Here is a 26,582-nt window from a genome sequence, read left to right as displayed (position 1 = left end):
CTTCTATCCCTTCAGTTCGATGCGGATCGCGAACGCGTTGCTCTCCCGCGGCCGCAGGTCGCCGCCGGGGGCGGACGACCACGCGCGCACGTCGGTGGCGGTCATGCTGCCCCTCGCTCCGGCTGACGGCGTGAAGGTGACCGTGGATCCGGTGACCCGGAAGGTCCCTTCCGGCTGCTCGAACACCGTGCCGTCGTCCGACGAGGTCCCCGGGAAGCGAGCCACGGGAGTCTCGAGCAGCGCCAATCCGTCGGGCAGTGCACAATCCAGGGGCACAGTCATCGGTGCGCCCTTGAGAGTCGCGGCGTCGTAGGTGAGGTTCACGTCCTTGCAGACAGGAGCCACGTCGCGCACGACGACCTTGAGGCTGACAGGTGCGCTCGGCGCTCCGGTCACTTCGTCCCACCCGGTCACGACCAGCGTGCCGACCTGGCCGACCTTGCCGGTGTCGTTCCAGGTGTACAGGTAGTTCCCATCGGCATCCACCTCTCGAGTCGTCCCCGGGATCGCTCCGGCGATGTCGACCCGGTAGCTGTCGCGACCGTCCGTCGAGCACAGCATCTTGGGATCGATCAGGAAGAACTGCCCGCGATTCACTTCGAGCGTGCCGCCTGTGAGAGCCCCGTGGGTGCCGTCCGGGTCCAGGCCGTGGATCGGCCCGTCCGTTTTGCACACTGGTGGCGTGCGCACGATGACCTTCACGAGGAACGGGCGTTCGATTCCGTCGGTGCCGGTTGCGGCGGCGACGAGTGCATCGCTGTAACCCCCGGCCGTCTCGGGTGCTTTGTACCGGAGATCGCCGGTGCGCCCGGCACCGAAGCCGGCGTTTCCCTCGGCGAGCCACGATGTCGAGTCCAGGTCAGCGAAGCTCGCTAATGAGGCCGAGGCAACGAGGTCCGAGTCCACCGATTCCGCCGTGTTGAGCATGAGGGATCGGGACTGCGCGCTGGGAAGGGAGTTGATCTCGCGGCGGTTCAGCAGCCGCACGGACGAAACCGTTCCGACGCACTCGTCGGTCACATTGTGGATCATCTCCTGGCCGGCCACGGCGTCCACCGTCGTCGGCGGACAGTACAGCGGCGGGGCCGTAGCGGCGAGGGCTTTGAGACGGTCGATCACGGTTCCATGAACCGTGCCCGTAAGTGTGATCGTCACCCAATCGGAGCCGGTGGTCAATCCGGCCATCGGCGCGACCTCGGCGGCCGCGATCTGTCCGCAGGCGCTTCCGGAGGCTGTGCCCGACGAACCCTCTCTGGCAGCTGCCGCATAAAGCGGCGCCAGGTCGGCAGGAGCGGGCCCATCGATCGGCACCTTCAGAGCGAGATCGATCAGTTCGAAGATGCCGTCCACGAGATCCTGCGCGCCCGGGGGAAGCGTCTTGTACGTCGCGACGTACTGAGCTTCGGCCTTGTCGAGGATGTCCAGGACCTCCTTAATGACGAGGTTGCGGGTCGTGGGCGGGTACTTTCCGAAATTACGCAGGAACGCTGACTTGGACCCGGCGTGTCCTTGGGCTGCTCGGATCGCGAGCCTCGCGATGTCGTTCAGGATCTCACTCGCGGGGCCGCCCGTCTCGAGATAGGGAAGCTCACCGCCGGGCCAGTAGAGGGACTGCGCCGCCTGCTCGGGGGTCATTCCCTCGAAGGGGTTAGAACCGGGAACACCGGACTCAGGAGTGCCGAGGTTGACATTCATGGAGACGATCCGCGAGGGGGATGTCATGTTGAGCACCAGATCGTTTGTCTTCTGGCCGGCTTCGACGTTCTCCTTGACGAGGTCTCCGGTTCCGGTCGCGCCTTCAGGGTCCATTCCGGGCGTCGTGGCGTTGTTGGCTCCGGCGACGCATTTTGGGCCGGCCCCTGGTGGCACCGAAGGCGGGGGCGGGGGGACCACAGGACCCGGCGAGCTTGGAACGTCGGGGGCCGGAGCGCTGCCATCTCGGTCCGGGATGTCCGTCGGGTTGTAGATGACATCGCAATTCGAGCCGAGAACCCATTTCTCCTTCACCCCCAGCTCGGTTATGTGCTCCTGTCCCTTCTCGTCGAACCAGGTGTAGCTGCCTTTGCTGGTCCAGCCGTCGAAACGAGGTTGGCACTCGGCGGGGAGGGCCTCGGCCGCGGGGGCGGCGAGGTGGACCAGACCGCCCGCTAGGAGGGCTGCGACGAGGCCCAGGCCCGCCAGGGATCGGGAGCGGAAGGGCCCGCTTCGGGGTGGAGATACTGCTGAGGACATCGGATCAACTTTCTTAACTGAGGGAAACTCAGGTAAGAGTGCCATGACGGTGGCCGGTTCTCAAGCAGTGAGTTCAGGAGAGGCTGAGGAGGGTGGCCGCCAGGACGGCCAGGGCGATGCCGGCGAGTTGCGTGGGGGAGACGCGCTCGCGGAGGACGAGGGCGGCGAGGATGACCGTCGCGATCGGGTAGAGGGCCGAGAGCACCGAGACGGCCGCGAGGTTTCCGCCGTGGAGGGCGAGCAGGAGGAGGGCGTTGGCCGTGCCGAGGAGGAGGCCTGCGGCCGCCGCCGTGAGCGACGCCGGACGAGAAGCACCCCGAGGTCGATCCGACGCGCCATCCGACCCGGGCGGAAGGGTGGCAGCGGCGGGCGCGGCCGGCGGGGTGGGGTCGGCGGCCAGCCAGGTGGGGCGGAGGTGGAGGAGGCGGAGGGCGAGCATGAGCAGGGCCAGGACGAGGATGCCGCCCGCCATCTCGAGGAAAGCCGGGAACAGGCCCGAGGAGGCGGGGGATGAGTCGAGCGCCACGATCGACGCCCCGAGCGTGACGCCCGAGACGAGCGCCAGCACCGCGCCCGGCAGCGTGACGCGGAGGGCGCCGGGGGTCCGCTGCACCGAGATCAGGATGCCCGCCACGACCGCCAGCGCCACCGCGCCCCAGCCGAGCGGCGAGAGCGCCTGCCCGGTGACCGCGGCCGCCACGATCGGCACGAGGGCCTGGATTACCGCGATCGCCGGCGACAAGAGGCTCATCGGCCCGATCGCCAGCGCTGCATAGAAGGCGACGAAGCCGACGATCGCGAACAGGGCGGCCGCCGAGCCGGCGACGAGGGCCGGCTCGGAGACGGTCCAGCCGCCGAAGAGCAACGCGACACCGATCACCGCCGCCCCGAAGAGATAGGTGATCAGCGTGGCGGGCAGGACGGCCAGCCGGCGGGCCGCCAGAGCGCCCAGGAAATCGGAGGTGCCGTAGAAGAGGCTCGACCCCAGCGCCAACAGAACGATCAGCGCCACCCGCCGACCTCCGCCCCGGACGCGTAGAATTCGGGCATGTCTGAGGTTATCGCGCCCGATCAGGTCACGCCCGTCCGCACCAATTCGACGGAGAAGACGGAGAACCCGGAGAACGCCGAGACGGCACAGACCCCCGACCCCGCCTTCGACGCCAAGCTCACGGCCTCCCGCACCGCCTCCCTCGTGCTCGCCACCGCCACGACCGACCTCAAGAACAGCGCCCTCGAAGCCATCGCCCGCGCGATCGAGGGCGCGGCCGCCGAGGTCGTCCCCGCCAACGACCTCGACCTGGCCAACGGCCGCGAGAACGGCCTCTCCACCGCCCTTCAAGACCGCCTGCGCCTCGACGCCCCCCGCCTCGGCTCGCTCGCCGGCGCCGTGCGCGAGATCATCGGCCTGACCGACCCGGTCGGCGAGAGCATCCGCGGCCGCAACCTGCCCAACGGCGTGCGCATCGACCAGGTCCGCGTGCCCTTCGGTGTGGTCGGCGCGATCTACGAGGCCCGCCCCAACGTCACGGTCGACATCGCCGCGCTGGCGATCAAGAGCGGCAACGCCGTGGTGCTCCGCGGCGGTTCGGCCGCCGAGAACACCAACCGCGTGCTCGTCGGGCTCATCCAGGGCGCCCTCGAAGAGGTCGGCCTCCCCGGGGCCGCCGTGCAGACGATCGACGAGTTCGGCCGCGACGGCGCCAAGGCGCTCATGCGCGCCCGCGGCAAGGTCGACGTCCTCATCCCGCGCGGCAGCGCCCAGCTGATCGAGACCGTCGTCACCGAGTCGAAGGTCCCCGTGATCGAGACCGGCGCGGGAGTGGTGCACGTCTTCCTCGACGAGTCGGCGAACGAGCAGTGGGCGATCGACATCGTGCACAACGCCAAGGTGCAGCGCCCTAGCGTCTGCAACGCCCTCGAGACCCTGCTCGTGCACGAGGCCGCGGCAGAGCGCCTGCTCGGGCCGGTGCTGGGGCGGCTCGCCGCATCCGGTGTCGTCATCCACGGCGACGAAGCCACGCGCGCCCTGTTCCCGGATGCGGTGGTCGCCACCGAGGACGACTGGGCCACCGAGTACATGAGCCTCGACCTCGCAGTGCGCGTCGTGCGCGACGTCGATGAGGCGATGGAGCACATCCGCCGCTACTCCACCCACCACACCGAGTCGATCATCACGAACGATCTGGGCAATGCCGAGCGCTTTCTCAACGAAGTCGACTCGGCCGTGGTGATGGTCAACGCCTCCACGCGCTTCACCGACGGCGGCGAGTTCGGCTTCGGCGCCGAGGTCGGCATCTCGACCCAGAAGCTGCACGCGCGCGGCCCGATGGGGCTGCCCGAGCTCACCAGCACCAAGTGGCTGGTGCGGGGGTCGGGCCAGTTCCGCAGTTAGCGGTATCGTAAGAGAGTTCGTTACGACCTGTGGGAGTAGAAATGTCCGTTCTGGTGAGTGTTCTCGCGGCCGAGGTCGACCAGCATGTCGTGCTCCCCTTCCCGCCCATCGTGTTCGGGATGATCGCGGCCGTCGTCTTCATCGCCCTCGGTTTCGTGACCTGGAGCTACCGCGACGTCGCGAACCGCCACCCGCAGAAGTCGGCGTCCTTCGCCGCGACCCACGACGTGCACGGTCAGGCCGACCGCACGGGCGCGGACCACTAGTCCCGGAGGATGACGACCCTCACGCCTGCGACGGGCGAGCCGCAGGCGGATGCGCCGTCTGATGCGCCGTCCACGAAGCGACGCCGCCGCGTCGGAGTGATGGGCGGCACGTTCGACCCGATCCACCACGGCCACCTCGTGGCCGCCAGCGAGGTCGCGAACTCGTTCGACCTCGACGAGGTCGTCTTCGTCCCGACCGGGCGGCCCTGGCACAAGGAGCCGGTCACGACAGGGGAGCACCGCTACCTGATGACGGTGATCGCCACCGCATCCAACCCGAACTTCACCGTCAGCCGCGTCGACATCGACCGCGGCGGCGTCACGTACACGATCGACACCCTCCGCGACCTGAAGCAACAGCACCCCGACGATGACCTGTTCTTCATCTCCGGGGCGGATGCGATCGCCCAGATCCTGAGCTGGAAAGACGTCGACGAGCTGTGGGGACTCGCCCATTTCGTGGCGGTCTCCCGGCCCGGTCACACCTTCGCGGTTTCGTCTTTGCCGCAGCAGGACGTAAGCTATTTGGAAGTTCCGGCGCTTGCGATATCGTCCACTGACTGTCGCGGCCGGGTCGGCCGGGGTTTTCCGGTGTGGTACTTGGTACCCGACGGTGTCGTTCAGTACATCACCAAGCACCACCTATATCGGAGTGTTGAATGAGTTTGTCGCACGATGAGCAGCCGCTGACGCGGCGCCAGCTACGTGAAATGGAGCGCCAGAAACCGCGCAAGGAGCGCGAAGCTGACGCCAAGGCGGCCGAAGAGGCCGAGGCCGCGCGCAAGGCCGACGCCGAGCGCGAAGCCGCAGCCGCTGCGCCCGCAGGCGCCGACGCCGCAGACACCGAGTCCACCGGCTCGGCGTCCCGCCGCGCCCTGCGCGAGCAGGGGCCGGCCACGCCCGCCGAGACGGCAGCCGCGACCGAGGCCCAGCCCGTGGATGCGGCCGAGCAGGCCGAGCAGACCGAGACCCCGTCACCGGTCTCCGCCGCCTCCATCGACGAGATCGACGAAGACACCATCGTCCCCGAGATCGTCTCCTCCGACGACGCGGTCGACGACGCCGAGCCGGCGACGACCGTGCAGCCCGTGATCGACGTCGTCCCGATGTCCGAGCCCGTGCTCATCCCCTCGTCCGACAACGACACGCAGTTCGCCGACGAGGGCGACGACGACACCGCCGAGCACGCCGAGATCATCACCACCTCCGACGACACCGGCGAGACCGTGGTCGAGGAGATGGTGATCGACGTCCCGATCGCCGAGACCGTCGACCCGACCGCCGAGGCGGCGGCGCACGTCGCCGCCGAGGAGCGCGAGGCCCGTGAGGCCGCCGCCGCCCAGCCCCCGCTGGCGCCCCTGTTCCAGAGCCCGTCCGAGCGCGCTCGCGTCTCGAGCGACCAGCTGCCCTCCTCGTTCGACGACCTGATCTCGGTGCGGAACGCCGCCGCCGCGAACTCGATCTCGACGACGAGCGCTCTCGTGCTCCCCACCGTCCCCGGCTCCAACGACGTCGGTACGGCCCTCGATGAGACCGGTGAGGTCATCATCACCGGGTCGATCGACCTCCCGGCCAGCTTCGGTGCCCTCGGCGCCCCCGCATCCGGCCTCGAGTCCAACGACCTCGACACGCTCCTCGAGCGCAACGAGGTCGAGATGGGCGGATCCGAGGTCGCTCCCGTGAGCGCCAGCCGCGCCATCAGCACCAACACCTCGTCGACCTCGCTGATCACGCCCCCGAAGCGCGCGCGCGCCAACGCCCCGCTCGTCCTCGCCATCACCGCGGGCGTGCTCGCGGTCGGCGTCGTGGGCCTGCTGTTCGCGGTCTTCGTCTTCCGGGTCTTCTGACCCACCTCCACGACCAGAAAGTCTTCGTGACCGCTTCCACCCGTTCCCTCGAACTCACCCAGATCGCCGCACAGGCGGCCGACTCCAAGCAGGCCGAGAACCTCGTCGCTCTCGACGTGTCGGGGCCGCTGCCCCTCACCGACGTGTTCCTGCTGGCCTCGGGCCGCAACGAGCGCAATGTCATCGCCATCTCCGAGGAGATCCAGGACAAGATGGCCGAGGCTGGCGCGAAGGCGATCCGTCGCGAGGGCCTGTCCGACGGGCGCTGGATCCTGCTCGATTTCGGCGACATCGTCGTGCACGTCTTCCACGAGGAGGACCGCATGTACTACTCGCTCGAGCGCCTCTGGAAGGACTGCCCGGTCGTGCCGCTCGCGGTCACCCCGGCGGATGCGTGAAGTGGTTCACGAGCACTCTTTCCATGTAGTAACCTAGACAAGTTGTTTCCGGGAGATCGGGAAAAACGCCCAGTCACCTGGGCCCGTGGCGCAGCTGGTAGCGCACCTGCATGGCATGCAGGGGGTCAGGGGTTCGAATCCCCTCGGGTCCACAGAAAACCCCCGCTGATCGAGAGATCGGCGGGGGTTTCGTCGTTTCTGCCCGAAGATCGCCGACCGTGCCGGGGGTCGCGCCCGCGAGGGCTGCGGAGTACCCTTCTGGCATCGAGTGCAACAAAGCATCCGAGCCAGCGAAAGCACCAGTGCAAAGGAGCATGAAATGGGTCTTCTCGACGGAAAAGTCGTCTTCATCACCGGCGGAGGCCGCGGCCAGGGCCGGGCCCACGCGGTCGTCTCAGCCAAGGAGGGCGCCGACATCGTATTCATCGACACGACGGAGCCGTTCGCCACCGTGCCCTACGCCCACACCACGGCCGAGGACATGGCCGAGACCGTCAGCCAGGTCGAGGCCCTCGACCGCCGGGTTCTCAGCATCGAGGCCGACGTCCGCGACCAGGGTGCGCTCGACGCGGCCGTCGCCGAGGGCATCGCCCAGTTCGGCCAGATCGACTGCCTGATCGGCAACGCCGGCATCTGGACCCTCGGCCCCGTCGCCGAGATGACCCGCGAGCAGTGGCAGGAGATGATCGACATCAACCTCACCGGCGTCTGGCAGTCGGTCAAGGCGGTCGTGCCGCACATGGTCGAGCGCCAGCAGGGTTCGATCGTGCTGACCTCCTCCGTCAACGGCCTGGAGGGTGGACCGTTCTTCTCGCACTACACGGCGGCGAAGTTCGGCGTGGTGGGGCTGATGAAGGCGATCGCGGTCGAGCTCGGCCCGCAGGGCATCCGCGCGAACACCGTCAACCCGGGAACCATCCTCACCGGAATGACGAACAATCAGCAGGGCTACGACATGATGGCCGGGCACCCCGGCGGCACGTATGACGACCTGATGGCCGCGGGCCGCACCTACGGCATCCTCAAGGGATCCGGCTTCATGCAGCCTGAGGTCATCGCGAACGCCGCGGCCTTCCTCAACTCCGAGATGGCCTCGAACATCACGGGCGTCAGCCTGCCGGTGGACTCGGGTCACCTCGCGATGGCCGGCATCAACATGGACCCGAAGTGACGTAGCACAGGCGGTCTCCGCGGTAGACGCCGAACCCGTTCAGTGGCTGCGGCCCCCGGAGGTCACCACGACCACCCGGTACCCTTCGGGGCCCACGGCCCGCCACCCGTGCGGGATGCCCGCCGCGACCGTCAGCGAGTCCCCGGCGCCAAGCCGGTGCACCGCGCCGTCGGGCGTGCCGACCTCGAATCCGACTTCGAGGCTTCCCTCGAGCAGGTAGAGGAACTCGTCCTCGTCGTGCACCGCCGTCTCCGAGAACACCTCTTCGCTGCCCCACATCTCGATGCCGAACAGTCCTCCCGGCAGCTGAGCGAGCTGCCAGACCGACCGCGCTCCCGACGGGACGCGCGCGTCCGCCCGGTGCACGACATCCACGCCGTCCGCGGTCGACCGGCTGGCCGCCGGCTCGGCGAGCAGGGCGCCCGAGCGGATGCCGAGAGCCGCGGAGAGCTTCGCCATCGAGGCGAGGCTGAGCCGGGCATGGCCGCGCTCGACCAGGCTGAGGAACGGCTGCGACATCCCGGCCGCGACGGCGAGCTGTACCAGCGTCAGGCCGCGCTCTGTCCGCAGGCTCCGGATGCGCGCGCCCATCGAGACGGCCTCGTCGTCGAGCGGCCCCGTCGTGCGTCGCCGGTCGTCGTTCATCTCGTCGAAACCTCCCGAAACAGCCCGGAAAAATATTTATGCGATAAATATTGCCATGAGCAGCCCCCTGGTCTTCGGCATCTTCCAGTACATCGGTCCGAACGGCACGGTCGGCTCGGCCTGGCAGAGTCCGCGCGACGAGTCGGCGAACTTCACCAAGCTCGCCCACTGGACCGCGCTGGCGCGGAAGTTCGAGGACGCGAAGCTCGACTTCCTCTTCCTCGCTGACAGCTACGGCTTCCCGGCGCTCGACGGCGAACTGCTTCCCGCCTCGGTGCGCGAGGGCCGGGGCATCCCGCACGGCGACCCGATGCCCTTGATCTCGGCCCTGGCCGCCGTGACCGAGAAGCTCGGCTACATCCTGACCACCTCCACCACGGTCGAGCCGCCCGCGGCCAACGCGCGCCGGTTCGCCACGCTCGACCACTTCACCGACGGGCGGATCGGCTGGAACATCGTCACCGGGTCGTCGGGAGCGACCGTCGCCGCCTTGATGGGCAAGGAGCTGATCGCGCACGACCTCCGTTACGACATGGCCGACGACTACCTCGACGTGAACCTCACCCTGTGGGAGGGGTCGTGGGAGGACGACGCCCTCGTTCTCGACAAGGAGTCCGCTGTCTACGCCGACCCGGCGAAGGTGCACATGGTGCATCACGAGGGTCCCTACTTCCGGACCGACGGCATCCTGAACCTGCCGCCCTCGCCGCAGCGCACGCCCCTGCTCGTGCAGGCCGGGGCCTCCGGGCGGGGCCGTCAGTTCGCGGGCCGCAACGCCGAGGCGGTCTTCGTGGGCGGAGGGGAGCCCGCGACCGTGGCCCGCACGATCGCCGGCATCCGGGAGAGCGCGGTCGCCGCGGGGCGCCCCGCCGACGCGATCAAGGTCATGGTGGGCGCCCTGTTCATCACCGCCCCGACCAGCGAGGAGGCGTGGGCCAAGCACGCCGAGATGCTCGCGATGTCGACCGACGAGGGCGCCGCCGCGATCTACGCCGGCAACACCGGGGTCGACCTGCTCGCGCTGGATCCGGACAAGCCGATCGCGCAGAAGAGCACCGAGCTCGGGCAGTCCAACCTCGAGCGCTACCTGGGAGCCGACGGGAAGCCGGCGCCGCTGGTCCGCGACATCCTCGAGAACTTCCGACGCACCGGCATCAACGGCAGCGTGTTCGTGGGGGCGCCCGAGGAGGTCGCCGACCAGATCGAGGAGTTCGTCGCGGCGACCGGGGCCGACGGCTTCCTCATCCAGCCGCACCTCGTTCCCGAAACCTACGACGACCTGATCGACCTGCTGCTCCCGGTGCTCCGCGACCGGGGGCTCGCCCGCCACGAGTACGAGGGGGACACCCTGCGCGAGCGCCTGTTCGGCGTGGGCTGCACGCAGCTGCCCGAGACCCATCGCGGGTACGACTTCAGGGTGGGGCGTTCGGCCTAGCCGCCGAGCTGCCTAGACGCCTGCCTGTCTAGCCGCCGAGGCTTTCGAGCACGTCGTTCGACGGCACGAAGAACGTCGTGCCCGTCACAGCCGTCGAGAAGTCGAGGATCTGGTCGTACGATCCGACCGGGTTGCCGACGAACATGTTCCGCAGCATCTCCTCGATCACCCAGAGGTCGCGGGCGTAGCCGATGAAATAGGTACCGAACTCGTCCTGACCCGGGCGGCCGAAGGGCATGTTGTCGCGGAGGATGTCGTGCTCCACGCCGTTCGCGTCGACGATCGTGGCGAGCGTCTTGTGCGCCTTCTGGCCCTCGACCGCGTCGTCGAGCTCGACGTTGTCGAGCTTCGTGCGGCCGATGATCTTCTCCTGCAGCTCCACCGGCAGCGAGGTCCAGGCGGTCAGGTCGTGCAGGTACTTCTGCACCACCACGTAGCTGCCGCCGCGGAACTCCGGATCCTCCTCGCCGATCAGGGAGGCACGGGCCATGGATGCGCCGGTCGGGTTCTCGGTGCCGTCCACGAACCCGAGCAGGTCGCGCGAATCGAAGTACCGGAACCCGTTGACCTCGTCGGCGACCGTGACGGCGTCACCGAGGGTCGTGAGGATGAGCCGCTCGAGCTCGAAGACGAAGTCGGCGCGCTCAGCGCGGATGTGGAACAGCAGGTCGCCGGGCGTCGACACGGCGGTGTGCACCGGTCCCTTGACCTCGAAGAACGACCGCAGCTGCGCGGGGCGCGAGGTCTGGCCCAGCCGGTCCCAGGCATCCGAGCCGATGCCCACGTTGCAGGAGAGGTGCGCGTTCAGGTCGCGGAAGCCTACGGCCCTGACCAGGCCGCCGATGTCGGAGATCACGTCGCGCACGGTGGCGACGGCGTCGTCTCCGTCGGCGATCGTGACGACCAGGAAGACGGCTGCGGTCGACAGGGGGGCGTCGACGCTCTGCGGTTCGATCGGAGTGCGGTCCCAGGCCTCGTCATGCATGCTGCGATCCTATGGCCGTGGGCGGAGGGGGGTCGTCCTCTCTGAAGAGGAAGGATCCTTCTTCTGGGAATTCAGCGATATATCTTTGACTTGACAGGACGGATTAACCGATATATCTTTGACACATCGCGTTACAGTCGCGACATTCACTTCAAACGAAAGGCGGATGCTCCCATGCGAGGCATTCATGACTTCCAGAACCACGAGAACCACCAGCACCACGACTTCCACGATCGCGAGGGCGGCCGCTCCGGCCGTCGCCGCGACCCCCAGGGCCACGGACGCGGCCGACCGGGCTTCGGCCCCGGCGAGTTCCGCGGCTTTGGACCCGGTTTCGGCCCGCGCGGCCACCAGCGGGCGAGCCGCGGCGACGTGCGCTCGGCCATCCTGTCCCTGCTCTCCGAGGCGCCCTCGAACGGCTACGGCCTGATCAAGGCGATCGCCGAGAAGACCGGCGGCGTCTGGCGCCCGAGCCCCGGCTCGGTCTACCCCACCCTGCAGCAGCTCGTCGACGAGGAGCTGATCGTCGCCACCGGCGACGGCAAGCGCACGGTGTTCGAGCTCACCGAGGCCGGCACGGCCTACGTGGCCGAGAACGCCGACGAACTCGCCAAGGCCTGGGAGGCGACCCCCGGTCAGTCGACCGCCGACGCCGAGTTCCACGCCAGCATCGGAAAGCTCATGGGGGTTGTGCAGCAGTTCCGCTTCGCGGCCACCGAGGAGCAGCGGGTGCAGGCCACCGAGAAGATCGACGAGGCACGGCGTGCGCTGTACCTCATCCTGGCCGACTAGGCCTCAGGGCCCCGGTCCCGCCTCGGGTCTCCACCGCAGCACGCGGTCAGACCTAAGGCAGATGACCGATGTCCCCACCCCTCCTCAGAGCGGAGTCTCGATCACACGGCGGTCATACCGACCGCGTGATCGAGACGGAGGACATCATGATGATCACCGAGTACACCTTCTCCTGGCTCCGCGACGCGGAGGAGGAGCGTTTCACCCGCGAGCTCGAGTTCCGGAGGCTGACGCAGGAACGGGCGGCGGAGCAGGCTCTGCGGGCGGAGCAGGCCAGGCGCGACGCCGCTACCGGTCAGCCTGAGCAGGCCCGGCGCGACGCCGCTCACGGTCAGCCTGAGCAGGCCGCATCCGGCCCCCGGTCCGAGGCCCGGAACCCGGTGTCGGCGGCCGGTGCCACGATGTAGGCATGCCGATCACCAGCCCGCTCCTGATCGGGCGCGAGAGCGACCTCGAGTCGCTCGCCTCCGCGCTCGAGGAGTCCCGTCGCGGGCAGACCCGCACGGTCGTGATCAGCGGCGAGGCGGGCATCGGCAAGACGCGCTTGCTCGCCGAGTTCCTTTCCGGCCTCGACGAGGTGACGGTGCTGCGGGGGCAATGCGTCGACCTCGACAGCGATGCTCCGCCCTATGGTCCGATCGTGGCCCTGCTGCGATCGCTGGCCGGCACGATCGGGCAGACCGCTCTGCTCGAGGCGGCCGGTCCAGGCGCTGACGCGCTGGCGATCCTGCTGCCCGAGCTGCGGGCGACCCCTGAGGCGCGCGAGGCGGCGTCCGGCGAGCGGCTCTTCGACGCGGTGGCGATGGCGCTGGAAGGCGCGGCCGTCGAGAGGCCGATCGTCGCGGTGATCGAAGACCTGCACTGGGCCGATCAGGCCACACTCGCTCTTCTCCGCTTCCTCGTCCGCGTGCTCGAGCGGGCCCGGCTGCTCGTCGTCGTCACCTATCGCAGCGACGAGCTCGGCCGTGGGCATCCGCTGCGCGGCTGGCTTCCCGAGCTCGACCGCAACCGGAGGGTCATCCGCCGCGAGCTGCCGCGCCTCACCGCGAACCAGGTACGCCGGCTGGCGATCGCTCTCGCGGGCCGCCCCCTCGAGGCGCGTGACCTCGCGCTCGTCGTCGCCCGCACCGACGGGGTCCCGTTCTTCGTCGAAGAACTCCTGGGCGGTACGGGTGAGACGGATGCCGCTTCCGCGCTCCCCGACGACGCCTCCTCCCGCTGGGACGGCGTGGCCGCGCTGCCGGGCACGCTGCGCGATCTGCTCCTCGCGCGGTACGAGGGTCTCAGCGATGCGGCCCAGCGCCTGCTGAGGCAGCTCGCCGCCGGGGGAGTGCGGGTCGAGCACGAGCTGCTCGCCGCGGTGAGCGGAACGAGCGCCGAGGCGCTCGACGAGGCGGCGCGCGAGGCGGTGGCGGCGCGGGTGCTCGAGGTCGACGAGACCTCGTACTCGTTCCGCCACGCACTCGTGCGCGAGGCCGTCCACGATCAGCTGCTGCCCGGAGAACGGGTGCGGTTTCACACGGCCTATGCGCGCGCCCTCGAGCAGCGTGACGATCCCTCCGCGGTGTCGTACCACTGGATGGCGGCGCACGACATCCCCGCCGCGTTCACCGCCTCGCTCCTCGCCATGGACAGGGCGCGGGCGTCGTTCGCCAACGCCTCGGCCGCCCGGCTGGGGGAGCGCGCGCTCGAGCTGTGGGACAGGGTGCCCGACGCCGAGTCCACGGCCGGACGAAGCCGGATCGAGCTGCTGGCCGAGACCGCGTACATCCTGCGCAACGCGGGGGAGAGCGAACGGGCCGTCGCTCTGGTCGACGAGGCCATCGAGGCCGCTCGCGCGGCTGGCCCGGCGGCGGCCGGTGCCGACCCGCTTGCCGAGCTCGCCGACGAGGAGTCGCGGCGCCGACTGGCCCGATTGCTCCGTGACAAAGCCTCCTACCTGGCGAACCTCGGCCAGACCGGGTCCATCACCCTGCTCCGCGAAGCGCTCGACCTCCTCGCCCCGCACCCCGCCAACGCGCAACAAGCCACCGTGCTCCGGGCCAACGTACTTGGCGAGCTCGCGGCACGACTGATGCTGGATGCGCGGTTCGCCGAGGCGATCGAGACCGCCGATGCGGCGTTCGCCGAGGCCGAGCAGGTGGGCTCGCGTCCCCGGATGTCGGTGGCAGCCAACATCCGGGGCATGGCCCGCCTCTCCGCCGGCGGGATCGACGCGGGTCTCGCCGACCTCGCACTCGCGGGTGAGCTCGCCGACGGCGATGACTCGGCGCGCCTGCGCTACTGGGTCAACGAGTCGGATGCCCTGTTATTGATCGGCCGGTTCCGCGACGCCGCGGCGCTCGCCGAGGCCGGGGTCGACCGCGCCCGGGAGCGCGGGGTCGAGCGCACCTCCGGTGTGATGCTCGTCTCGAACGTGGTCGCCCCGCTGGCCGCGCTCGGCGAGACGGCGCGCGCCGCAGAACTCCTCGACCGCGCTCTCGACCTGGATCCGCCGATCGGCTTCAGTGCCCATCTGCAGCGGCTGAAGCTCGAGCAGGTGCTCTGGTCGGGGGACGTCGCGCTCGCGGCCCGCCTGCTCCGGAGCTGGCGCACCGGCCTCCAGCGGCAGTTGCGGATCGACGCGCAGTCCCGCCTCGGCCTCGCCGCCGTCGCCGGCGAGATCGCGCTGGCCTCGGGTGACCTGCCCGGAGCGTGGCGGGAGGTGCAGGTGCTCTTCGCCGAGGATCACCGCGACTTCCCCGCCTACGATCTGCCGCTGGCCGCGATAGCCGCCCGCATCCTCGGCCGGGCCCGCGCGTCGGGAGTCGACCTCGAGCCCGGTGGCCCGCAGTCGGGCGACCCGAGCGCCGAGGCGGCGGCTGACCGCGCGCGGGAGTCGGTGGTTCGGTATGCCGCCTGGCCCAGTGCCGGCGAGTCCGCCGCTGCCTGGCCCGGCACCGCCGGGTCCGCCGCTGCCTGGCCCGGTGCCGACGCCTACCGTCTGCTGGTCGAGGCCGAGCTCGCCGGGCCCGGCGGCGCCGGGGCCGATCCGGCGAGCTGGGCGGCGGCGGTCCACGCGCTGGCCGCTCCCGAGGTGCCGGCCCGCCTGCAGCCCTACGCGCGTTTCCGGCTCGCGGGAGCGCTCGCGGCGACCGGAGACCGTGTCGCGGCGCGGGCCGAAGCCCAGGAGGCCGCGGCCCGAGCACGCGAGCTCGGCCTCGGGCGGGTGGTCGATCTCGTGACGGTCCTCGAACGGCGGTTCGGCCGTGCCCGGGGGATCGCCGATCCCGGTGTCGGCGGCAGCCAGGTGCGTTCCGGCGCCATCGCTCAAGCGGGCGGGTCCGGGTCGCCCGATGCCGGGCATCCGGCGGGCCCGCACCCGACCGGCCCGCACCCGACCGGCGCGCACCCGACCGCCGCGCATCCGGCCGGCCCGCATCCGGTCGCCGCGCATCCGCTCGCCGACCGCCTGGCCGAGGCCGGCCTGACCGACCGTGAGCGCCAGGTGCTCGCGCTGCTGGCGACCGGCCTGAGCAACCGGCAGATCGCCGAGACCCTGTTCATCAGCGCGAAGACGGCGAGCGTGCACGTCTCGAACATCCTGCGCAAGACAGGCACCGCGACCCGCACCGAAGCGGCTTACCTGGCCCGAGCCCTCGACCCGGAAGGCTAGGGCATCCGCCCGATGCCCGGGCCGCGACTCAGCGAGCAGCCTCGGTGCATGATCTTCTTCGTCGCACTCCTCGTCGTCCTCGCCGCGGTGGCCGTCGTGGCCACGATCCGCACCCTCGCCCGCGACGGCTACCGCCGAATCCCGTGCCGTGGCGGGGCGGAGAGCGGGCGGCGCGTTCACCTCACGTTCACCGTCCGGTAGCCCCCGCGCCGGGAATCCCCGCGAGACTCCCTGACGCGCGACCCGAACGGAGCCCCGATGACCGACGACCACGAGACCACCCGAACCGAGCCGATCACCCCCATCGATCTCGACGACCTCCTCGGGTACGTCGTCGTCGAGACCGACGACGACGACCCGATCCTGGTCGGGCGCGACGGTTCGCCCGTCGACACCTGGCGCGAGGGCTACCCCTACGCCGAGCGGATGGGCCGCGACGAGTACGAGTCGGCCAAGCGCCTCCTGCAGATCGAACTGCTCAAGCTGCAGAACTGGGTCAAGGCCGAGGGCCGCCGCCTGGTCGTCGTCTTCGAGGGCCGCGACGCCGCCGGCAAGGGCGGCACCATCAAGCGCTTCACCGAGCACCTCAACCCCCGCGGCGCCCGGGTCGTGGCGCTCGAGAAGCCGACCGACCGCGAGAGCACCCAGTGGTACTTCCAGCGCTACGTCACGCACCTGCCGGCCGCCGGTGAGATCGTGCTCTTCGACCGCTCCTGGTACAACCGCGCCGGCGTCGAGCGGGTGATGGGCTTCTGCGACGACAGCGAGTACGAGCGCTTCATGCTGCAGGCGCCGGCCTTCGAACGGATGCTCGTGCAGGACGGCGTCGACGTCGTCAAGTTCTGGTTCTCGGTCTCCAAGAGCGAGCAGCTCACCCGGTTCGCGATCCGGCAGGTCGATCCGGTGAGGCAGTGGAAGCTGTCACCCATGGACATCGCCTCGCTGGACAAGTGGGACTCCTACACGGTCGCCAAGGAGGCGATGTTCGCCGAGACCGACACCGAGGCGGCGCCCTGGACCGTGGTCAAGAGCAACGACAAGAAGCGCGCCCGGCTCGAGGCGATGCGTCACGTGCTGAGCCTGTTCGACTACGCCGAGCGTGACGACGAGATCGTCGGCCGCCCGGATCCGCTGGTCGTCGGCCCGGCCGAGAGCGTCTACGAGCGCGGCGAGAAGTAGCCGTTCACCTCGGCCACATCCGAGAGCGCCTGGAGGGTCAGCGCGGGCTCCTCGATCTGCGCGAAGTGCCCGGAGCCGGGGAGCACGGTCACCGAGTAGTCCTCGATCAGTTCGGCCAGACGTTCGTCGTCCGAGGCGGCGACGAAGGCGTCGTGCTCGCCGTGCACCGAGCGCACCGGGCAGCGGATGCCGGCCCAGAGCTCGGCGGCCGGGTAGCGAGCGGCTTCGTCCGAGGCCATCACGAAGGTCCGAGGCCGCACCTCGGCGGCCAGCGCCCGCGTCACCGAGACGGGGATGCGCGAGGGCTGGGCGAACAGCGGGGACACGATCGCGGGCAGCATCCCCCTCCGGTCGAGCCAGCCGAGCAGGCGGCTCGCGGTGTCGCCCAGCGGTGCGAAGACCCGCATCACGACGAGGAGGCCGACGTAGGCCGGCAGCGAGACGAACCGGCGCACCGGGTGCGCGGCCGCATCCATGACGGCGAAGGTGGTCGCCGAGACCAGGCCGACGGCCCGGGTCGCCACCGGTTCGATGGCCGCGAGGTGCAGGGCGATCACGCCGCCGAGCGAGTGGCCGGTCACGGTCCACTCGCGGTGGCCGAGCGCTCGGGCCGCATCCGCGACCGCCCGCGCGTAGGCGTCGATCGTGCGGGAGTCCTTGCCGTTCCTCAGCGGTCGATCCGGCAGCGGGGTGTCGCCCCAGCCGGGAAGCTCGACCAGCAGCACGTTCGGCGAGCGACGTCCGGCTCGCCGGGCCGCCTCGATCAGCGGCGTCCAGGTCGTCCAGGTGCCGGCGGCGCCGTGCACGAGGATGGTCGCGTGGCCCGACGTGCGAGGACCGTACCGAACCGTCATCGGGCCCAGGCGCGTCGGCACCCGCACCGTCCTGAGACCGAGGACCTCCGGCGCCGTCGTCAGGGGAGAGGGCGCATAGGGGTCGGTCACCGAGGTGGTTCGGAGACCTCGCCGGATCGGATTGCCCCCGCGAAGCTCAGGCTTCGCTGGGATGATGGGCGCATGATCTCCATCGAGCTGGCCCGGGCGCTCCGCACCGCGGGTCTCCGCTGGCACCCGCGATCCGGCGACGCCTTCGTGATCGAGACCGCCGACGTCACCGGTGAGGCCGAGGAGCAGGGTGAGGGCGAGGTCTTCACCGTCAGCGAGATGACCGCCGAGGTGCACGACTTCCCGTCCGGCCGGCTGATCGGCTTCAACGGCACGACCGAGTGGGCGCTCGACTCCGTCGACATCGCCGACACCCTGTGGCTCCCGCGGGAGGATCAGTTGCGCAGCCTCCTCCGCGACGGCTTCGAGCAGCTCGCGGTCGACCGCTCCGACCCCGAGGAGCCGCTCTACCTCGTGACCGCCGTGGTGCGGGGCGAACGCCGCACCTTCGAGGCGCTCTCGGCCCAGGACGCGTACGGCGAAGCTGTGCTCGACCTGATCGTCCGCACCCTGGTGTCGGACGACGAGAATAGGCTTGGGGAATGACTGAAAACGCAGTTCCCCTCGTCACCCTCAACAACGGGATCACCATTCCGCAGCTCGGCTTCGGAGTCTTCAAGGTCGACCCCGACAAGACCGGCCGCGTCGTCCGTGACGCGCTCGACGTCGGCTACCGCCACATCGACACCGCCAAGATCTACCAGAACGAAGAGGGCGTCGGTCACGCCCTCAAGGAGTCGGGCATCCCGCGCGAGGAGATCTTCCTCACCACCAAGCTCTGGAACGACGACCAGACGGATGCGGAGGCCGCGTTCGAGAAGAGCCTCGCCCGCCTGGGCACCGACTACGTCGACCTGTACCTCATCCACTGGCCCACGCCCGAGCGCGACACCTACCTCGACGCGTGGCGTTCGATGGAGAAGATCCTCGCCTCCGGCCGCGCCAAGGCCATCGGTGTCTCGAACTTCACGGTCGACCACCTCGAGCGCCTGATCGCCGAGACCGAGATCGTCCCCGCGGTCAACCAGGTCGAGCTGCACGTCGACTTCCAGCAGGCCGAGCTGCGGGCGTTCGCCGCCGAGAAGGGCATCGCGATCGAGGCGTGGGGCCCGCTCGGCCAGGGCAAGATCAACGAGTCGCCCGAGCTGTCCGCCATCGCCGAGGCGCACGGTAAGTCTGTGCCGCAGACGATCATCCGCTGGCACCTGGATGTCGGCAACATCGTCATCCCGAAAAGCAACAACAAAGACCGGATGGCGCAGAACTTCGACGTCTTCGACTTCGAGCTGTCGGCCTCCGAGATCGCGACCATCGCGACGCTCGACCGCGGGGAGGACGGCCGCAACGGCTCCAGCCCGCTCGAGGTGAACTAGCCGGCGCGCTGGTTCGTTGCTGCGACGGGGACGTCGGTGCGACTCTTCCTGGGGAACCAGGGGATGAGCGCCGACGTCCTCTCCTTGTAGTCGGCGTACTCCGGGTACTTCGACAGCGAGATGCTCTCGGTGAAGACCGTCGAGCCGATGAACAGCAGGGTGAGCAGCACCGCGCCGACGACGGTCCACTGAAGCACCGATCCGGCGGCGACCGCCCCGATGAAGAACAGCACCCACCACTGCGCCTGCTCGAAGAAGAAGTTCGGGTGGCGCGAGAAGCGGAAGAGCCCGCTCTGCAGGAAACGCGGCCGTGGCTCGCGACCGGCGGCCGTCTCGGCCCGCTTCCAGCGGTGGAAGTCCCACTGCTCCTGGTCGGCGATCGTCTCGCCGACGGTGAAGACGACGAACAGGGCCAGCAGCAGTCCGTCGAGCAGACCGAACGGCGTCGAGCGGTTCTCGTACGCGGTCAGGGCCGGCATCGTGATGAGGAACAGGATCACGTTCTGGTAGATCGTGATGAAGAACAGATTGAACACCTGGAAGAGGCGCGGCGACATCCGCCCGCGCAGCACCGCCCACCGGTAGTCCTCGCCACCCGGGGCGTAGCCGCCCTTACGGGCGAAGTTGAAGGTCAGCCGCGCGCCCCACAGCGTCACGACGACCGCCATGAGGTTGAGCCTCGGGTCGGAGAGCCCGGCCGCGCCGGCGAAGATCCAGACGTAGACCAGCGGCACGATCGACCAGATCCGGTCGACCCAGGAGTACTCCCGCGTGATCAAGGAGGCCACCCAGACGGCCAGCGACACCGCAGCGAGAACCCAGAGCGAGGCGATCAGAGGCGACATGCGACGAGCATAGGGGATGCTCGGCCTGCGTCCCGGGAATTCCCGGGTGGAGGAGGGGGCGTGATCGGCTACGCTGGACGGAGCTAGGAGGGCTGAGGGATGACGAACCACACGAACGACGATCGCACCACGAGCATCCCCGTGCCCGCGTCGGCCGCCGACACGACGCTCTCCCTCACGGGCGAGTTCGCGGCGCAGCTGGCCGCCCTCGAAGGCGGAGTCACGAGCGAGGAGCTCGAGTCGATCGCGGCCCTGCCCTCCGGTTCTGCGCTCCTGATCGTCCGTCGCGGCCCCAATTCGGGCGCCCGCTTCCTGCTCGACACCTCCGTCAGCACCGTGGGCCGCCACCCGAACGCCGACATCTTCCTCGACGATGTGACGGTCTCGCGCCGGCACGCCGAGTTCGCCCGCCACGGCCACACCTTCACGGTGCGCGACCTTGGCTCGCTGAACGGCACCTACGTCGGTGGCGTGCGTGTCGACGAGGCGCTCCTCGACGACGGCGCCGAGGTGCAGATCGGCAAGTTCCGCCTCACGTTCTACCCGTCGCGGATCGACGTCGTCACCGCCGCTGGAGAGTAGTGGCAGCCGCACAGCCCCGCCGGTCGGCGGAGTCCTCGTCTTCGTCCGCGCCCGGGAGCCCGGCCTCCGAGTCCGCATCGCAGGGCCCGCTGCTCGGCATCGGCCAGGTGCTCGCGAAGCTCACCGCCGACTTCCCCGACCTGACGCCCTCGAAGCTGCGCTTCCTCGAAGAGCGCGGCCTCGTGCATCCGGCCCGCACCGCGTCGGGCTACCGCAAGTTCTCGCAGAACGACCTGAGCCGCCTGCGTCTCATCCTCACCATGCAGCGCGACTGCTACCTGCCGCTCGCGGTGATCAAGGAGTACCTCGCCGACGTGGATGCGGGGCTCAACCCCCCGATGCCCGGCTCGGCCCTGGTGGGCGGGGCGTCCATCCTGCAGACCGGCCGTCGCCTCTCGCGGGAGGATCTGACCCGCGAGGCGGGTGCCACGCCGATGCTGGTGCAGGATGCCTTCTCGGCCGCGGTGCTCACCCCGGCTGAGTCGTACGGCGAGGATTCGCTCGTCGTGCTGAAGGCCCTCGTCGAACTGCAGCGCAGCGGGATCGAGCCGCGGCACCTTCGCGGCTTCCGGCAGGCCACCGAGCGCGAACTCGGCCTGATCGAGAGCGCTCTGATGCCGGTGGCGCGCCGTCGCGACCCGTCCAGCCGGGCCAAGGTCGCCGAGATGGCGATGGAGATCGCGGGCCAGCTGGAGATCGTGCGATCGAGCCTCATCCGCTCGGCGCTCGGCCGGATCACCCCCTGACCGACCCGTCCTCCGCGACACGCCGGAGCCGAATGGGTGATGTCGTTGCCCCCACGGGTCGCGGTCGCTAGCGTGGGGTACGAACACGAGACGTTCCGGATGCACCGGACGATGGAAGGCGCAATGAGCGAGCTAAGCCAGAACGACGATTCTCGCTACGACCTCGGGCTCCTTTTCACCGACGGCATGCCGGACCTCGACGACGCCAGCGGCTATCGCGGCGCCGTCGCCGCCCGTGCCGCCGGCATCACCTACCGTCAGCTCGACTACTGGGCGCGCACCGCGCTCGTCGAGCCCACCGTCCGCGGGGCCGCGGGTTCCGGATCGCAGCGGCTCTACGGCTTCCGCGACATCCTCGTGCTGAAGCTCGTCAAGCGTCTGCTGGACACCGGCATCTCGCTGCAGCAGATCCGCACCGCGATCAACCAGCTCCGCGAATCCGGCATCAACGACCTGGCACAGACCACGCTGATGTCCGACGGTGCGAGCGTCTACCTCTGCACCTCGAACGACGAGGTCATCGACCTCGTCAGCCGCGGCCAGGGTGTCTTCGGCATCGCCGTGGGCAAGGTGCTGCGCGAGGTCGAGAACAGCCTGGTCGACATCGACTCCATGGTCGTCGAGCCCAACGACGAGCTCGCCCAGCGCCGCGCCGCCCGCAAGGCAGTCTGACCCCAGAACCTCTGACTCCCTCGAGGAGTCAAAAAAACGTCCAACTCGATGAGTTTGGACGTTTTTTTGACTTCTCGAAGAGGAGAAGGAAGGGGTTAGGCCTTCAGCTCGGCGTACTCGCCCACGCGACCCGTGCGCATGACGCGCTCGAGGAGGAGGTCGAAGTTGCGCGCCATCTCCTGGGCGCCCTCGCCGGGCCAGACGTGCAGGGGCTTCGCGGCGCCCTGGGCCTGCTGCAGCGAGGTGCGCTCGGGCAGCTGAGGCGAGAGCACGAGCGGGCCGAACATGTCGCGCAGCTCCTTGATGCGGAACTGGTGCTCGAGCGACTGCGACCGCACGCGGTTCACGATGATGCCGAGGGGCTGCAGGCGAGGGGAGAGACCGCGGCGGATCTCCTCGATCGCGCGCAGGGCGCGGTCGGCGGCGGCGACGGAGAACAGCCCGGGCTCGGTCACGACCGAGACGCGGTCGGATGCCGCCCAGGCGGTGCGCGTGAGAGCGTTCAGAGACGGGGCGCAGTCGATGAGCACGAGGTCGTACTCGCTCTCGACCGTGGCCAGTGCCTCTTCGAGCTTCCAGATGTCGCGGATGGACGGGTGCGGCCCGTCGAAGTTGAGGGCGGAGGGGCTGCCGATCAGGACGTCGATCTTGCCACCGCGATCCTTCGTCCACCCCGAGGGGGCGATCGCCGCACGGACGACCTTCTCCTTGGGAGAGGCGAGCACGTCGGCGACGTTGAGGTGACCGGCGACACGGATGTCCATACCGGTCGACACGTCCGACTGGGGGTCGAGATCGACGACGAGGGTGCGCAATCCCTTGGCGAACGCTGCGGAGGCGAGCCCGAGCGTCACTGTGGTCTTGCCCACACCCCCCTTGAGGGAAGAGACGCTGAGTACATGCACAGTCGACAACGTTACCTTCACTAGGCTTGGAGAACCTAACTGTTCGCTGTACGCGCATGTGCCCGAGAGGTCTCGATGTTCACAAAGATTCTGGTTGCCAACCGCGGAGAGATAGCGATCAGGGCGTTCCGGGCCGCGTTCGAACTGGGTGCGAAGACCGTCGCGGTGTTCCCCTACGAGGACCGCAACTCGATGCACCGGTTGAAGGCCGACGAGGCCTACCAGATCGGTGAGGAGGGGCATCCGGTCAGGGCGTACCTGGATGTCGCCGAGATCATCCGCGTGGCGAAGGAGTCGGGCGCCGATGCGATCTACCCGGGCTACGGCTTCCTCTCCGAGAACCCCGAGCTCGCGAAGGCCGCCGCCGAGAACGGCATCACCTTCATCGGCCCCGGCGAGCACGTGCTCGAGATGGCGGGAAACAAGGTCACCGCGAAGGAGCACGCGATCGCGGCCGGCGTGCCGGTGCTCAAGTCGTCACCGGCGACGACCGACCTCGACGTGCTGATCGCAGCGGCCGACGAGATCGGCTTCCCCGTGTTCGCGAAGGCGGTCGCGGGTGGCGGCGGGCGGGGGATGCGCCGGGTCGAGACCCGTGAGGAGTTGCGTGGCGCCCTCGAGGCGGCGATGCGGGAGGCCGACAGTGCATTCGGCGACGCGACGATGTTCCTCGAGCAGGCGGTGCTGCGGCCCCGGCACATCGAGGTGCAGATCCTGGCCGACTCGACGGGGGAGACCCTGCACCTGTTCGAGCGCGACTGCTCGGTGCAGCGCCGCAACCAGAAGGTCGTCGAGATCGCTCCGGCGCCGAACATCAGCGACGAGCTCCGCGAGGCCTTGCACTCGGACGCCATCAAATTCGCGAAGTCGATCGGCTACGTCAACGCCGGCACGGTCGAGTTCCTGGTCGACACGGTGGGGGAGCGCGCGGGGCAGCACGTGTTCATCGAGATGAACCCGCGCATCCAGGTCGAGCACACGGTGACCGAGGAGGTCACCGACGTCGACCTCGTGCAGTCGCAGATGCTGATCGCGAGCGGGGCGACCTTCGACGAGCTCGGCATGCACCAGGACGACATCGTGCTGCACGGCGCCGCCCTGCAGTGCCGCATCACGACCGAGGATCCGACGGCCGGCTTCCGCCCCGACACGGGCAAGATCGTCGCCTACCGCTCTCCGGGCGGCGCGGGTGTGCGGCTGGATGGCGGCACCGTCGACGTGGGGGCTCAGATCTCGCCGCACTTCGACTCGATGCTGGCCAAGATGACCTGCCGCGGCCGCGACTTCCCGGCCGCGGTGCGGCGGGCCCGGCGCGCTCTGGCAGAGTTCCGCATCCGAGGCGTGTCGACGAACATCCCGTTCCTGCAGGGTGTGCTCGACGACCCCTCGTTCGCCGCCGGCGACTTGAGCACGAGCTTCATCGAGGAGCGACCCGAACTGCTCGGCGGCCACCAGTCGAAAGACCGTGGGACCAAGATCCTCAACTGGCTCGCCGACGTGACGGTGAACCAGCCGAACGGCCCGCACCTGGGCGGGGTCTCGCCCGAGGTGAAGCTCCCGGCGATCGACCTCCAGACGCCGGCGCCCGACGGCTCCCGCCAGCGCCTGCTCGAACTCGGCCCGGTCGGGTTCGCGGCGGCGCTCCGGGCGCAGACCGCCCTGGCGGTCACCGAGACGACCATGCGCGACGCGCACCAGTCGCTCCTGGCGACCCGTGTCCGCACCCGCGACCTCGTGGCGGCGGCTCCCTACGTGGCGCGCATGACCCCGCAGCTACTCAGCGTCGAGGCCTGGGGTGGAGCGACCTACGACGTCGCCCTCCGCTTCCTCGGCGAAGACCCGTGGGAGCGCCTCGCGACCCTTCGGGAGGCGCTGCCGAACATCGCCATCCAGATGCTCCTCCGCGGCCGCAACACGGTCGGCTACACCCCGTACCCGACCGAGGTCACGGATGCCTTCGTCCGTGAGGCCGCCGCGACCGGGATCGACATCTTCCGCATCTTCGACGCCCTGAACGACGTGTCGCAGATGCGGCCCGCGATCGAGTCGGTGCTCGCCACCGGCACGACGATCGCCGAGGTCGCCGTCTGCTACACCGGCGACCTGCTCGACCCCGCCGAAGACCTCTACACGCTCGACTACTACCTGAAGCTCGCCGAGCAGATCGTCGCCTCGGGCGCGCACGTGCTCGCGATCAAGGACATGGCGGGCCTGCTCCGGCCCGCGGCGGCGGCGAAGCTCGTGGCGGCGTTCCGCCAGGAGTTCGAGCTGCCGGTCCACGTTCACACCCACGACACCGCGGGCGGGCAGCTCGCGACGCTGCTGGCCGCCAGTGCGGCGGGGGCGGATGCGGTCGACGTGGCGAGTGCGCCGATGGCGGGCACGACCTCGCAGCCCAGTGCATCCGCTCTGGTCGCCGCGCTCGCGCACACCGAGCGCGACACCGGGCTCTCGCTCGAGGCGGTCAGCGACCTGGAGCCGTACTGGGAGGCCGTGCGGCACGTGTACGCCCCGTTCGAGTCGGGACTGCCCGGGCCGACCGGCCGGGTGTACCGGCACGAGATCCCGGGAGGCCAGCTCTCGAACCTGCGGCAGCAGGCGATCGCGCTCGGCCTCGCCGACGACTTCGAGCTGATCGAGGATCTCTACGCCGCGGCGAACAGGATCCTCGGGCGCATCCCCAAGGTCACCCCGTCGTCGAAGGTCGTGGGCGATCTCGCGCTGCACCTCGCCGCCGTGAAGGCCGACCCCGCCGACTTCGAGGCGAACCCGGGCAACTACGACATCCCCGACTCGGTGATCGGCTTCATGGCCGGCGAGCTCGGCGAACTGCCGGGCGGATGGCCCGAGCCGTTCCGCACCAAGGTGCTCGAGGGCAAGACCGTGAACATCGGGGTCACCGCGCTGTCGGCCGAGGATCAGGCATCGATCGCACCCGACGCCGACGCGCTCGAGCGCCGGGCGACGCTCAACCGCCTGCTGTTCCCGGCCCCGACCCGCACCTTCGAGGAGGCCCGCGAGCAGTTCGGCGACCTCTCCGTCGTCGACACGGTCGACTACCTCTACGGCCTTCAGCAGGGCGTCGAGCACGTCGTCGAGATCGACAAGGGCGTGCGCCTGTTCGTCGGCCTCGAGGCGATCGGCGAGGTCGACGAGAAGGGCATGCGGACCGTCATGACCACGCTCAACGGCCAGCTGCGCCCCGTCAACGTGCGCGACCGCTCCGTGAAGGTCGAGACGAAGGCAGCAGAGAAGGCGGATGCGGGCCGGCCCGGCCAGGTGCCCGCGCCCTTCTCCGGCGTCGTGACGCTCAAGGTCGCCGAGGGCGACACCGTCGCGGCGGGCGACCCCGTCGCCACCATCGAGGCGATGAAGATGGAGGCCGCGATCACCACTCCGATCGCCGGAACCGTCTCGCGCCTCGCGATCCCCATCACCCAGCAGGTCGAGGCCGGCGATCTGATCGTCGTCGTCGACCCTGCCTGAGACAAGCTGCCCGAGAAGCGCAGCCCGAG

25 protein-coding genes and 1 tRNA gene are annotated in these 26,582 nt (G+C 69.6%); 19 read left to right on the top strand and 7 right to left on the bottom strand.

The genetic code is table 11. From position 1 onward, the window contains the following. Positions 1–3: 3 nt before the first annotated feature. Both HSO01S_RS02810 and HSO01S_RS02805 read right to left on the bottom strand, forming a co-directional pair. Complete coding sequence (locus HSO01S_RS02810) at positions 4–2,232, bottom strand: hypothetical protein (protein WP_157078856.1); 2,229 nt, start codon at positions 2,230–2,232, stop codon at positions 4–6. Positions 2,233–2,305: 73 nt separating this feature from the next. After that, positions 2,306–3,244: an EamA family transporter gene (locus tag HSO01S_RS02805; protein WP_066039021.1), complete on the bottom strand. Its 939-nt coding sequence runs from the start codon at positions 3,242–3,244 to the stop codon at positions 2,306–2,308. A 36-nt stretch (positions 3,245–3,280) separates the two neighbouring features. Here HSO01S_RS02805 and HSO01S_RS02800 point away from each other — a divergent pair, with 36 nt between their 5' ends. The 7 genes from HSO01S_RS02800 to HSO01S_RS02770 all read left to right on the top strand — a co-directional run bounded on the left by HSO01S_RS02800 (position 3,281) and on the right by HSO01S_RS02770 (position 8,309). After that, positions 3,281–4,627, top strand: coding sequence for a glutamate-5-semialdehyde dehydrogenase (locus tag HSO01S_RS02800; protein ID WP_084361233.1), 1,347 nt, complete (start codon positions 3,281–3,283; stop codon positions 4,625–4,627). Positions 4,628–4,668: 41 nt separating this feature from the next. Continuing rightward, positions 4,669–4,893, top strand: a complete 225-nt coding sequence (locus tag HSO01S_RS02795) for a hypothetical protein (protein ID WP_066039020.1) — start codon at positions 4,669–4,671, stop codon at positions 4,891–4,893. Positions 4,894–4,902: 9 nt separating this feature from the next. Then, positions 4,903–5,556: a nicotinate-nucleotide adenylyltransferase gene (nadD, locus tag HSO01S_RS02790; RefSeq protein ID WP_084361232.1), complete on the top strand. Its 654-nt coding sequence runs from the start codon at positions 4,903–4,905 to the stop codon at positions 5,554–5,556. A 47-nt stretch (positions 5,557–5,603) separates the two neighbouring features. Then, complete coding sequence (locus HSO01S_RS02785; RefSeq protein WP_066039018.1) at positions 5,604–6,740, top strand: hypothetical protein; 1,137 nt, start codon at positions 5,604–5,606, stop codon at positions 6,738–6,740. A 26-nt stretch (positions 6,741–6,766) separates the two neighbouring features. After that, on the top strand, positions 6,767–7,138 hold the full coding sequence (gene rsfS / locus HSO01S_RS02780) for a ribosome silencing factor (RefSeq protein WP_066039017.1): 372 nt from the start codon (positions 6,767–6,769) through the stop codon (positions 7,136–7,138). A gap of 79 nt (positions 7,139–7,217) precedes the next feature. Next, positions 7,218–7,290, top strand: a tRNA-Ala gene (locus tag HSO01S_RS02775). A gap of 167 nt (positions 7,291–7,457) precedes the next feature. Further along, positions 7,458–8,309, top strand: a complete 852-nt coding sequence (locus HSO01S_RS02770) for a mycofactocin-coupled SDR family oxidoreductase (protein WP_066039016.1) — start codon at positions 7,458–7,460, stop codon at positions 8,307–8,309. Positions 8,310–8,348: 39 nt separating this feature from the next. On the opposite strand, the gene HSO01S_RS02765 is transcribed toward HSO01S_RS02770, so the two are convergent. Next, complete coding sequence (locus HSO01S_RS02765) at positions 8,349–8,954, bottom strand: helix-turn-helix domain-containing protein (protein ID WP_066039015.1); 606 nt, start codon at positions 8,952–8,954, stop codon at positions 8,349–8,351. A gap of 55 nt (positions 8,955–9,009) precedes the next feature. On the opposite strand from HSO01S_RS02765, the gene HSO01S_RS02760 reads away from it, so the two are divergent. Then, positions 9,010–10,389: an NtaA/DmoA family FMN-dependent monooxygenase gene (locus HSO01S_RS02760; protein WP_066039014.1), complete on the top strand. Its 1,380-nt coding sequence runs from the start codon at positions 9,010–9,012 to the stop codon at positions 10,387–10,389. Between the two features lie 28 nt (positions 10,390–10,417). On the opposite strand, the gene HSO01S_RS02755 is transcribed toward HSO01S_RS02760, so the two are convergent. After that, the gene (locus HSO01S_RS02755; protein ID WP_066039013.1) at positions 10,418–11,374 is read right to left on the bottom strand and encodes a Dyp-type peroxidase; all 957 of its coding nucleotides are present in this window, start codon (positions 11,372–11,374) and stop codon (positions 10,418–10,420) included. Between the two features lie 174 nt (positions 11,375–11,548). Here HSO01S_RS02755 and HSO01S_RS02750 point away from each other — a divergent pair, with 174 nt between their 5' ends. The 5 genes from HSO01S_RS02750 (at position 11,549) to ppk2 (ending at position 17,000) form a co-directional block, all read left to right on the top strand. Further along, entirely contained in the window at positions 11,549–12,166 is a 618-nt protein-coding gene (locus HSO01S_RS02750; RefSeq protein ID WP_066039012.1) for a PadR family transcriptional regulator, read from the top strand. 125 nt (positions 12,167–12,291) lie between these two features. Further along, positions 12,292–12,573, top strand: a complete 282-nt coding sequence (locus HSO01S_RS02745; RefSeq protein WP_066039011.1) for a hypothetical protein — start codon at positions 12,292–12,294, stop codon at positions 12,571–12,573. 2 nt (positions 12,574–12,575) lie between these two features. Further along, a complete protein-coding gene (locus HSO01S_RS19575; protein WP_066039010.1) occupies positions 12,576–15,821 on the top strand; it encodes a helix-turn-helix transcriptional regulator in 3,246 nt (1,081 codons plus the stop codon). Between the two features lie 48 nt (positions 15,822–15,869). After that, on the top strand, positions 15,870–16,022 hold the full coding sequence (locus tag HSO01S_RS18570; RefSeq protein WP_157078855.1) for a hypothetical protein: 153 nt from the start codon (positions 15,870–15,872) through the stop codon (positions 16,020–16,022). A gap of 57 nt (positions 16,023–16,079) precedes the next feature. After that, positions 16,080–17,000: a polyphosphate kinase 2 gene (gene ppk2 / locus HSO01S_RS02735; protein ID WP_157078854.1), complete on the top strand. Its 921-nt coding sequence runs from the start codon at positions 16,080–16,082 to the stop codon at positions 16,998–17,000. On the opposite strand, the gene HSO01S_RS02730 is transcribed toward ppk2, so the two are convergent. Beyond that, positions 16,979–17,854, bottom strand: coding sequence for an alpha/beta fold hydrolase (locus tag HSO01S_RS02730; protein ID WP_066039143.1), 876 nt, complete (start codon positions 17,852–17,854; stop codon positions 16,979–16,981). The two genes, ppk2 and HSO01S_RS02730, sit on opposite strands and share 22 nt — an antisense overlap. Before the next feature lie 162 nt (positions 17,855–18,016). Between HSO01S_RS02730 and HSO01S_RS02725 the strand changes: the two genes are divergently transcribed. Together HSO01S_RS02725 and HSO01S_RS02720 are read left to right on the top strand one after the other, a co-directional pair. After that, positions 18,017–18,490 (top strand): hypothetical protein, encoded by a 474-nt coding sequence (locus HSO01S_RS02725; protein WP_066039009.1) that lies wholly within the window; start codon positions 18,017–18,019, stop codon positions 18,488–18,490. Then, positions 18,487–19,317 carry an aldo/keto reductase gene (locus tag HSO01S_RS02720; protein WP_066039008.1) on the top strand — a complete coding sequence of 277 codons (831 nt, stop codon included), beginning with the start codon at positions 18,487–18,489 and terminating at the stop codon, positions 19,315–19,317. The genes HSO01S_RS02725 and HSO01S_RS02720 overlap by 4 nt, the downstream gene beginning before the upstream one ends. On the opposite strand, the gene HSO01S_RS02715 is transcribed toward HSO01S_RS02720, so the two are convergent. Further along, positions 19,314–20,162: a DUF1295 domain-containing protein gene (locus HSO01S_RS02715; RefSeq protein WP_066039007.1), complete on the bottom strand. Its 849-nt coding sequence runs from the start codon at positions 20,160–20,162 to the stop codon at positions 19,314–19,316. The genes HSO01S_RS02720 and HSO01S_RS02715 overlap by 4 nt on opposite strands. A 99-nt stretch (positions 20,163–20,261) precedes the next feature. Here HSO01S_RS02715 and HSO01S_RS02710 point away from each other — a divergent pair, with 99 nt between their 5' ends. The 3 genes from HSO01S_RS02710 to HSO01S_RS02700 all read left to right on the top strand — a co-directional run bounded on the left by HSO01S_RS02710 (position 20,262) and on the right by HSO01S_RS02700 (position 22,162). Then, entirely contained in the window at positions 20,262–20,744 is a 483-nt protein-coding gene (locus HSO01S_RS02710) for an FHA domain-containing protein (RefSeq protein ID WP_066039006.1), read from the top strand. Next, positions 20,744–21,490, top strand: coding sequence for a transcriptional regulator FtsR (gene ftsR, locus HSO01S_RS02705; protein ID WP_084361229.1), 747 nt, complete (start codon positions 20,744–20,746; stop codon positions 21,488–21,490). Before HSO01S_RS02710 ends, ftsR begins: the two co-directional genes overlap by 1 nt. Before the next feature lie 123 nt (positions 21,491–21,613). Continuing rightward, positions 21,614–22,162 (top strand): MerR family transcriptional regulator, encoded by a 549-nt coding sequence (locus tag HSO01S_RS02700; RefSeq protein ID WP_066039005.1) that lies wholly within the window; start codon positions 21,614–21,616, stop codon positions 22,160–22,162. A gap of 95 nt (positions 22,163–22,257) precedes the next feature. Here the strand turns inward: HSO01S_RS02700 and HSO01S_RS02695 are convergent, their stop codons facing one another. Beyond that, the gene (locus HSO01S_RS02695; RefSeq protein ID WP_066039004.1) at positions 22,258–23,067 is read right to left on the bottom strand and encodes a ParA family protein; all 810 of its coding nucleotides are present in this window, start codon (positions 23,065–23,067) and stop codon (positions 22,258–22,260) included. A gap of 75 nt (positions 23,068–23,142) precedes the next feature. Between HSO01S_RS02695 and HSO01S_RS02690 the strand changes: the two genes are divergently transcribed. Next, complete coding sequence (locus tag HSO01S_RS02690) at positions 23,143–26,553, top strand: pyruvate carboxylase (RefSeq protein ID WP_066039003.1); 3,411 nt, start codon at positions 23,143–23,145, stop codon at positions 26,551–26,553. Positions 26,554–26,582 lie beyond the last annotated feature (29 nt).

Origin of the sequence: Herbiconiux solani NBRC 106740 (genome assembly GCF_001571005.1) — a bacterium.
GTDB classification, from domain to species: domain Bacteria; phylum Actinomycetota; class Actinomycetes; order Actinomycetales; family Microbacteriaceae; genus Herbiconiux; species Herbiconiux solani.
The sequence above is the reverse complement of the archived record's forward strand: the minus strand, read 5'-3'. Positions and strand labels throughout refer to the sequence as shown.

Coding starts and splice junctions, on each gene's coding strand:
- HSO01S_RS02730 (WP_066039143.1), bottom strand. CDS start 17,854: ATGACGGTTCGGTACGGTCCTCGCACGTCGGGCCACGCGACCATCCTC.
- HSO01S_RS02785 (WP_066039018.1), top strand. CDS start 5,604: ATGGAGCGCCAGAAACCGCGCAAGGAGCGCGAAGCTGACGCCAAGGCG.
- HSO01S_RS02750 (WP_066039012.1), top strand. CDS start 11,549: ATGCGAGGCATTCATGACTTCCAGAACCACGAGAACCACCAGCACCAC.
- HSO01S_RS02690 (WP_066039003.1), top strand. CDS start 23,143: ATGTTCACAAAGATTCTGGTTGCCAACCGCGGAGAGATAGCGATCAGG.
- HSO01S_RS02725 (WP_066039009.1), top strand. CDS start 18,017: ATGATCTCCATCGAGCTGGCCCGGGCGCTCCGCACCGCGGGTCTCCGC.
- HSO01S_RS02800 (WP_084361233.1), top strand. CDS start 3,281: ATGTCTGAGGTTATCGCGCCCGATCAGGTCACGCCCGTCCGCACCAAT.
- HSO01S_RS02770 (WP_066039016.1), top strand. CDS start 7,458: ATGGGTCTTCTCGACGGAAAAGTCGTCTTCATCACCGGCGGAGGCCGC.
- HSO01S_RS02700 (WP_066039005.1), top strand. CDS start 21,614: ATGAGCGAGCTAAGCCAGAACGACGATTCTCGCTACGACCTCGGGCTC.
- HSO01S_RS02795 (WP_066039020.1), top strand. CDS start 4,669: ATGTCCGTTCTGGTGAGTGTTCTCGCGGCCGAGGTCGACCAGCATGTC.
- HSO01S_RS19575 (WP_066039010.1), top strand. CDS start 12,576: ATGCCGATCACCAGCCCGCTCCTGATCGGGCGCGAGAGCGACCTCGAG.
- HSO01S_RS02810 (WP_157078856.1), bottom strand. CDS start 2,232: ATGTCCTCAGCAGTATCTCCACCCCGAAGCGGGCCCTTCCGCTCCCGA.
- HSO01S_RS02765 (WP_066039015.1), bottom strand. CDS start 8,954: ATGAACGACGACCGGCGACGCACGACGGGGCCGCTCGACGACGAGGCC.
- HSO01S_RS02760 (WP_066039014.1), top strand. CDS start 9,010: ATGAGCAGCCCCCTGGTCTTCGGCATCTTCCAGTACATCGGTCCGAAC.
- nadD (WP_084361232.1), top strand. CDS start 4,903: ATGACGACCCTCACGCCTGCGACGGGCGAGCCGCAGGCGGATGCGCCG.
- HSO01S_RS02710 (WP_066039006.1), top strand. CDS start 20,262: ATGACGAACCACACGAACGACGATCGCACCACGAGCATCCCCGTGCCC.
- HSO01S_RS18570 (WP_157078855.1), top strand. CDS start 15,870: ATGATCTTCTTCGTCGCACTCCTCGTCGTCCTCGCCGCGGTGGCCGTC.
- HSO01S_RS02715 (WP_066039007.1), bottom strand. CDS start 20,162: ATGTCGCCTCTGATCGCCTCGCTCTGGGTTCTCGCTGCGGTGTCGCTG.
- ppk2 (WP_157078854.1), top strand. CDS start 16,080: ATGACCGACGACCACGAGACCACCCGAACCGAGCCGATCACCCCCATC.
- HSO01S_RS02720 (WP_066039008.1), top strand. CDS start 18,487: ATGACTGAAAACGCAGTTCCCCTCGTCACCCTCAACAACGGGATCACC.
- HSO01S_RS02755 (WP_066039013.1), bottom strand. CDS start 11,374: ATGCATGACGAGGCCTGGGACCGCACTCCGATCGAACCGCAGAGCGTC.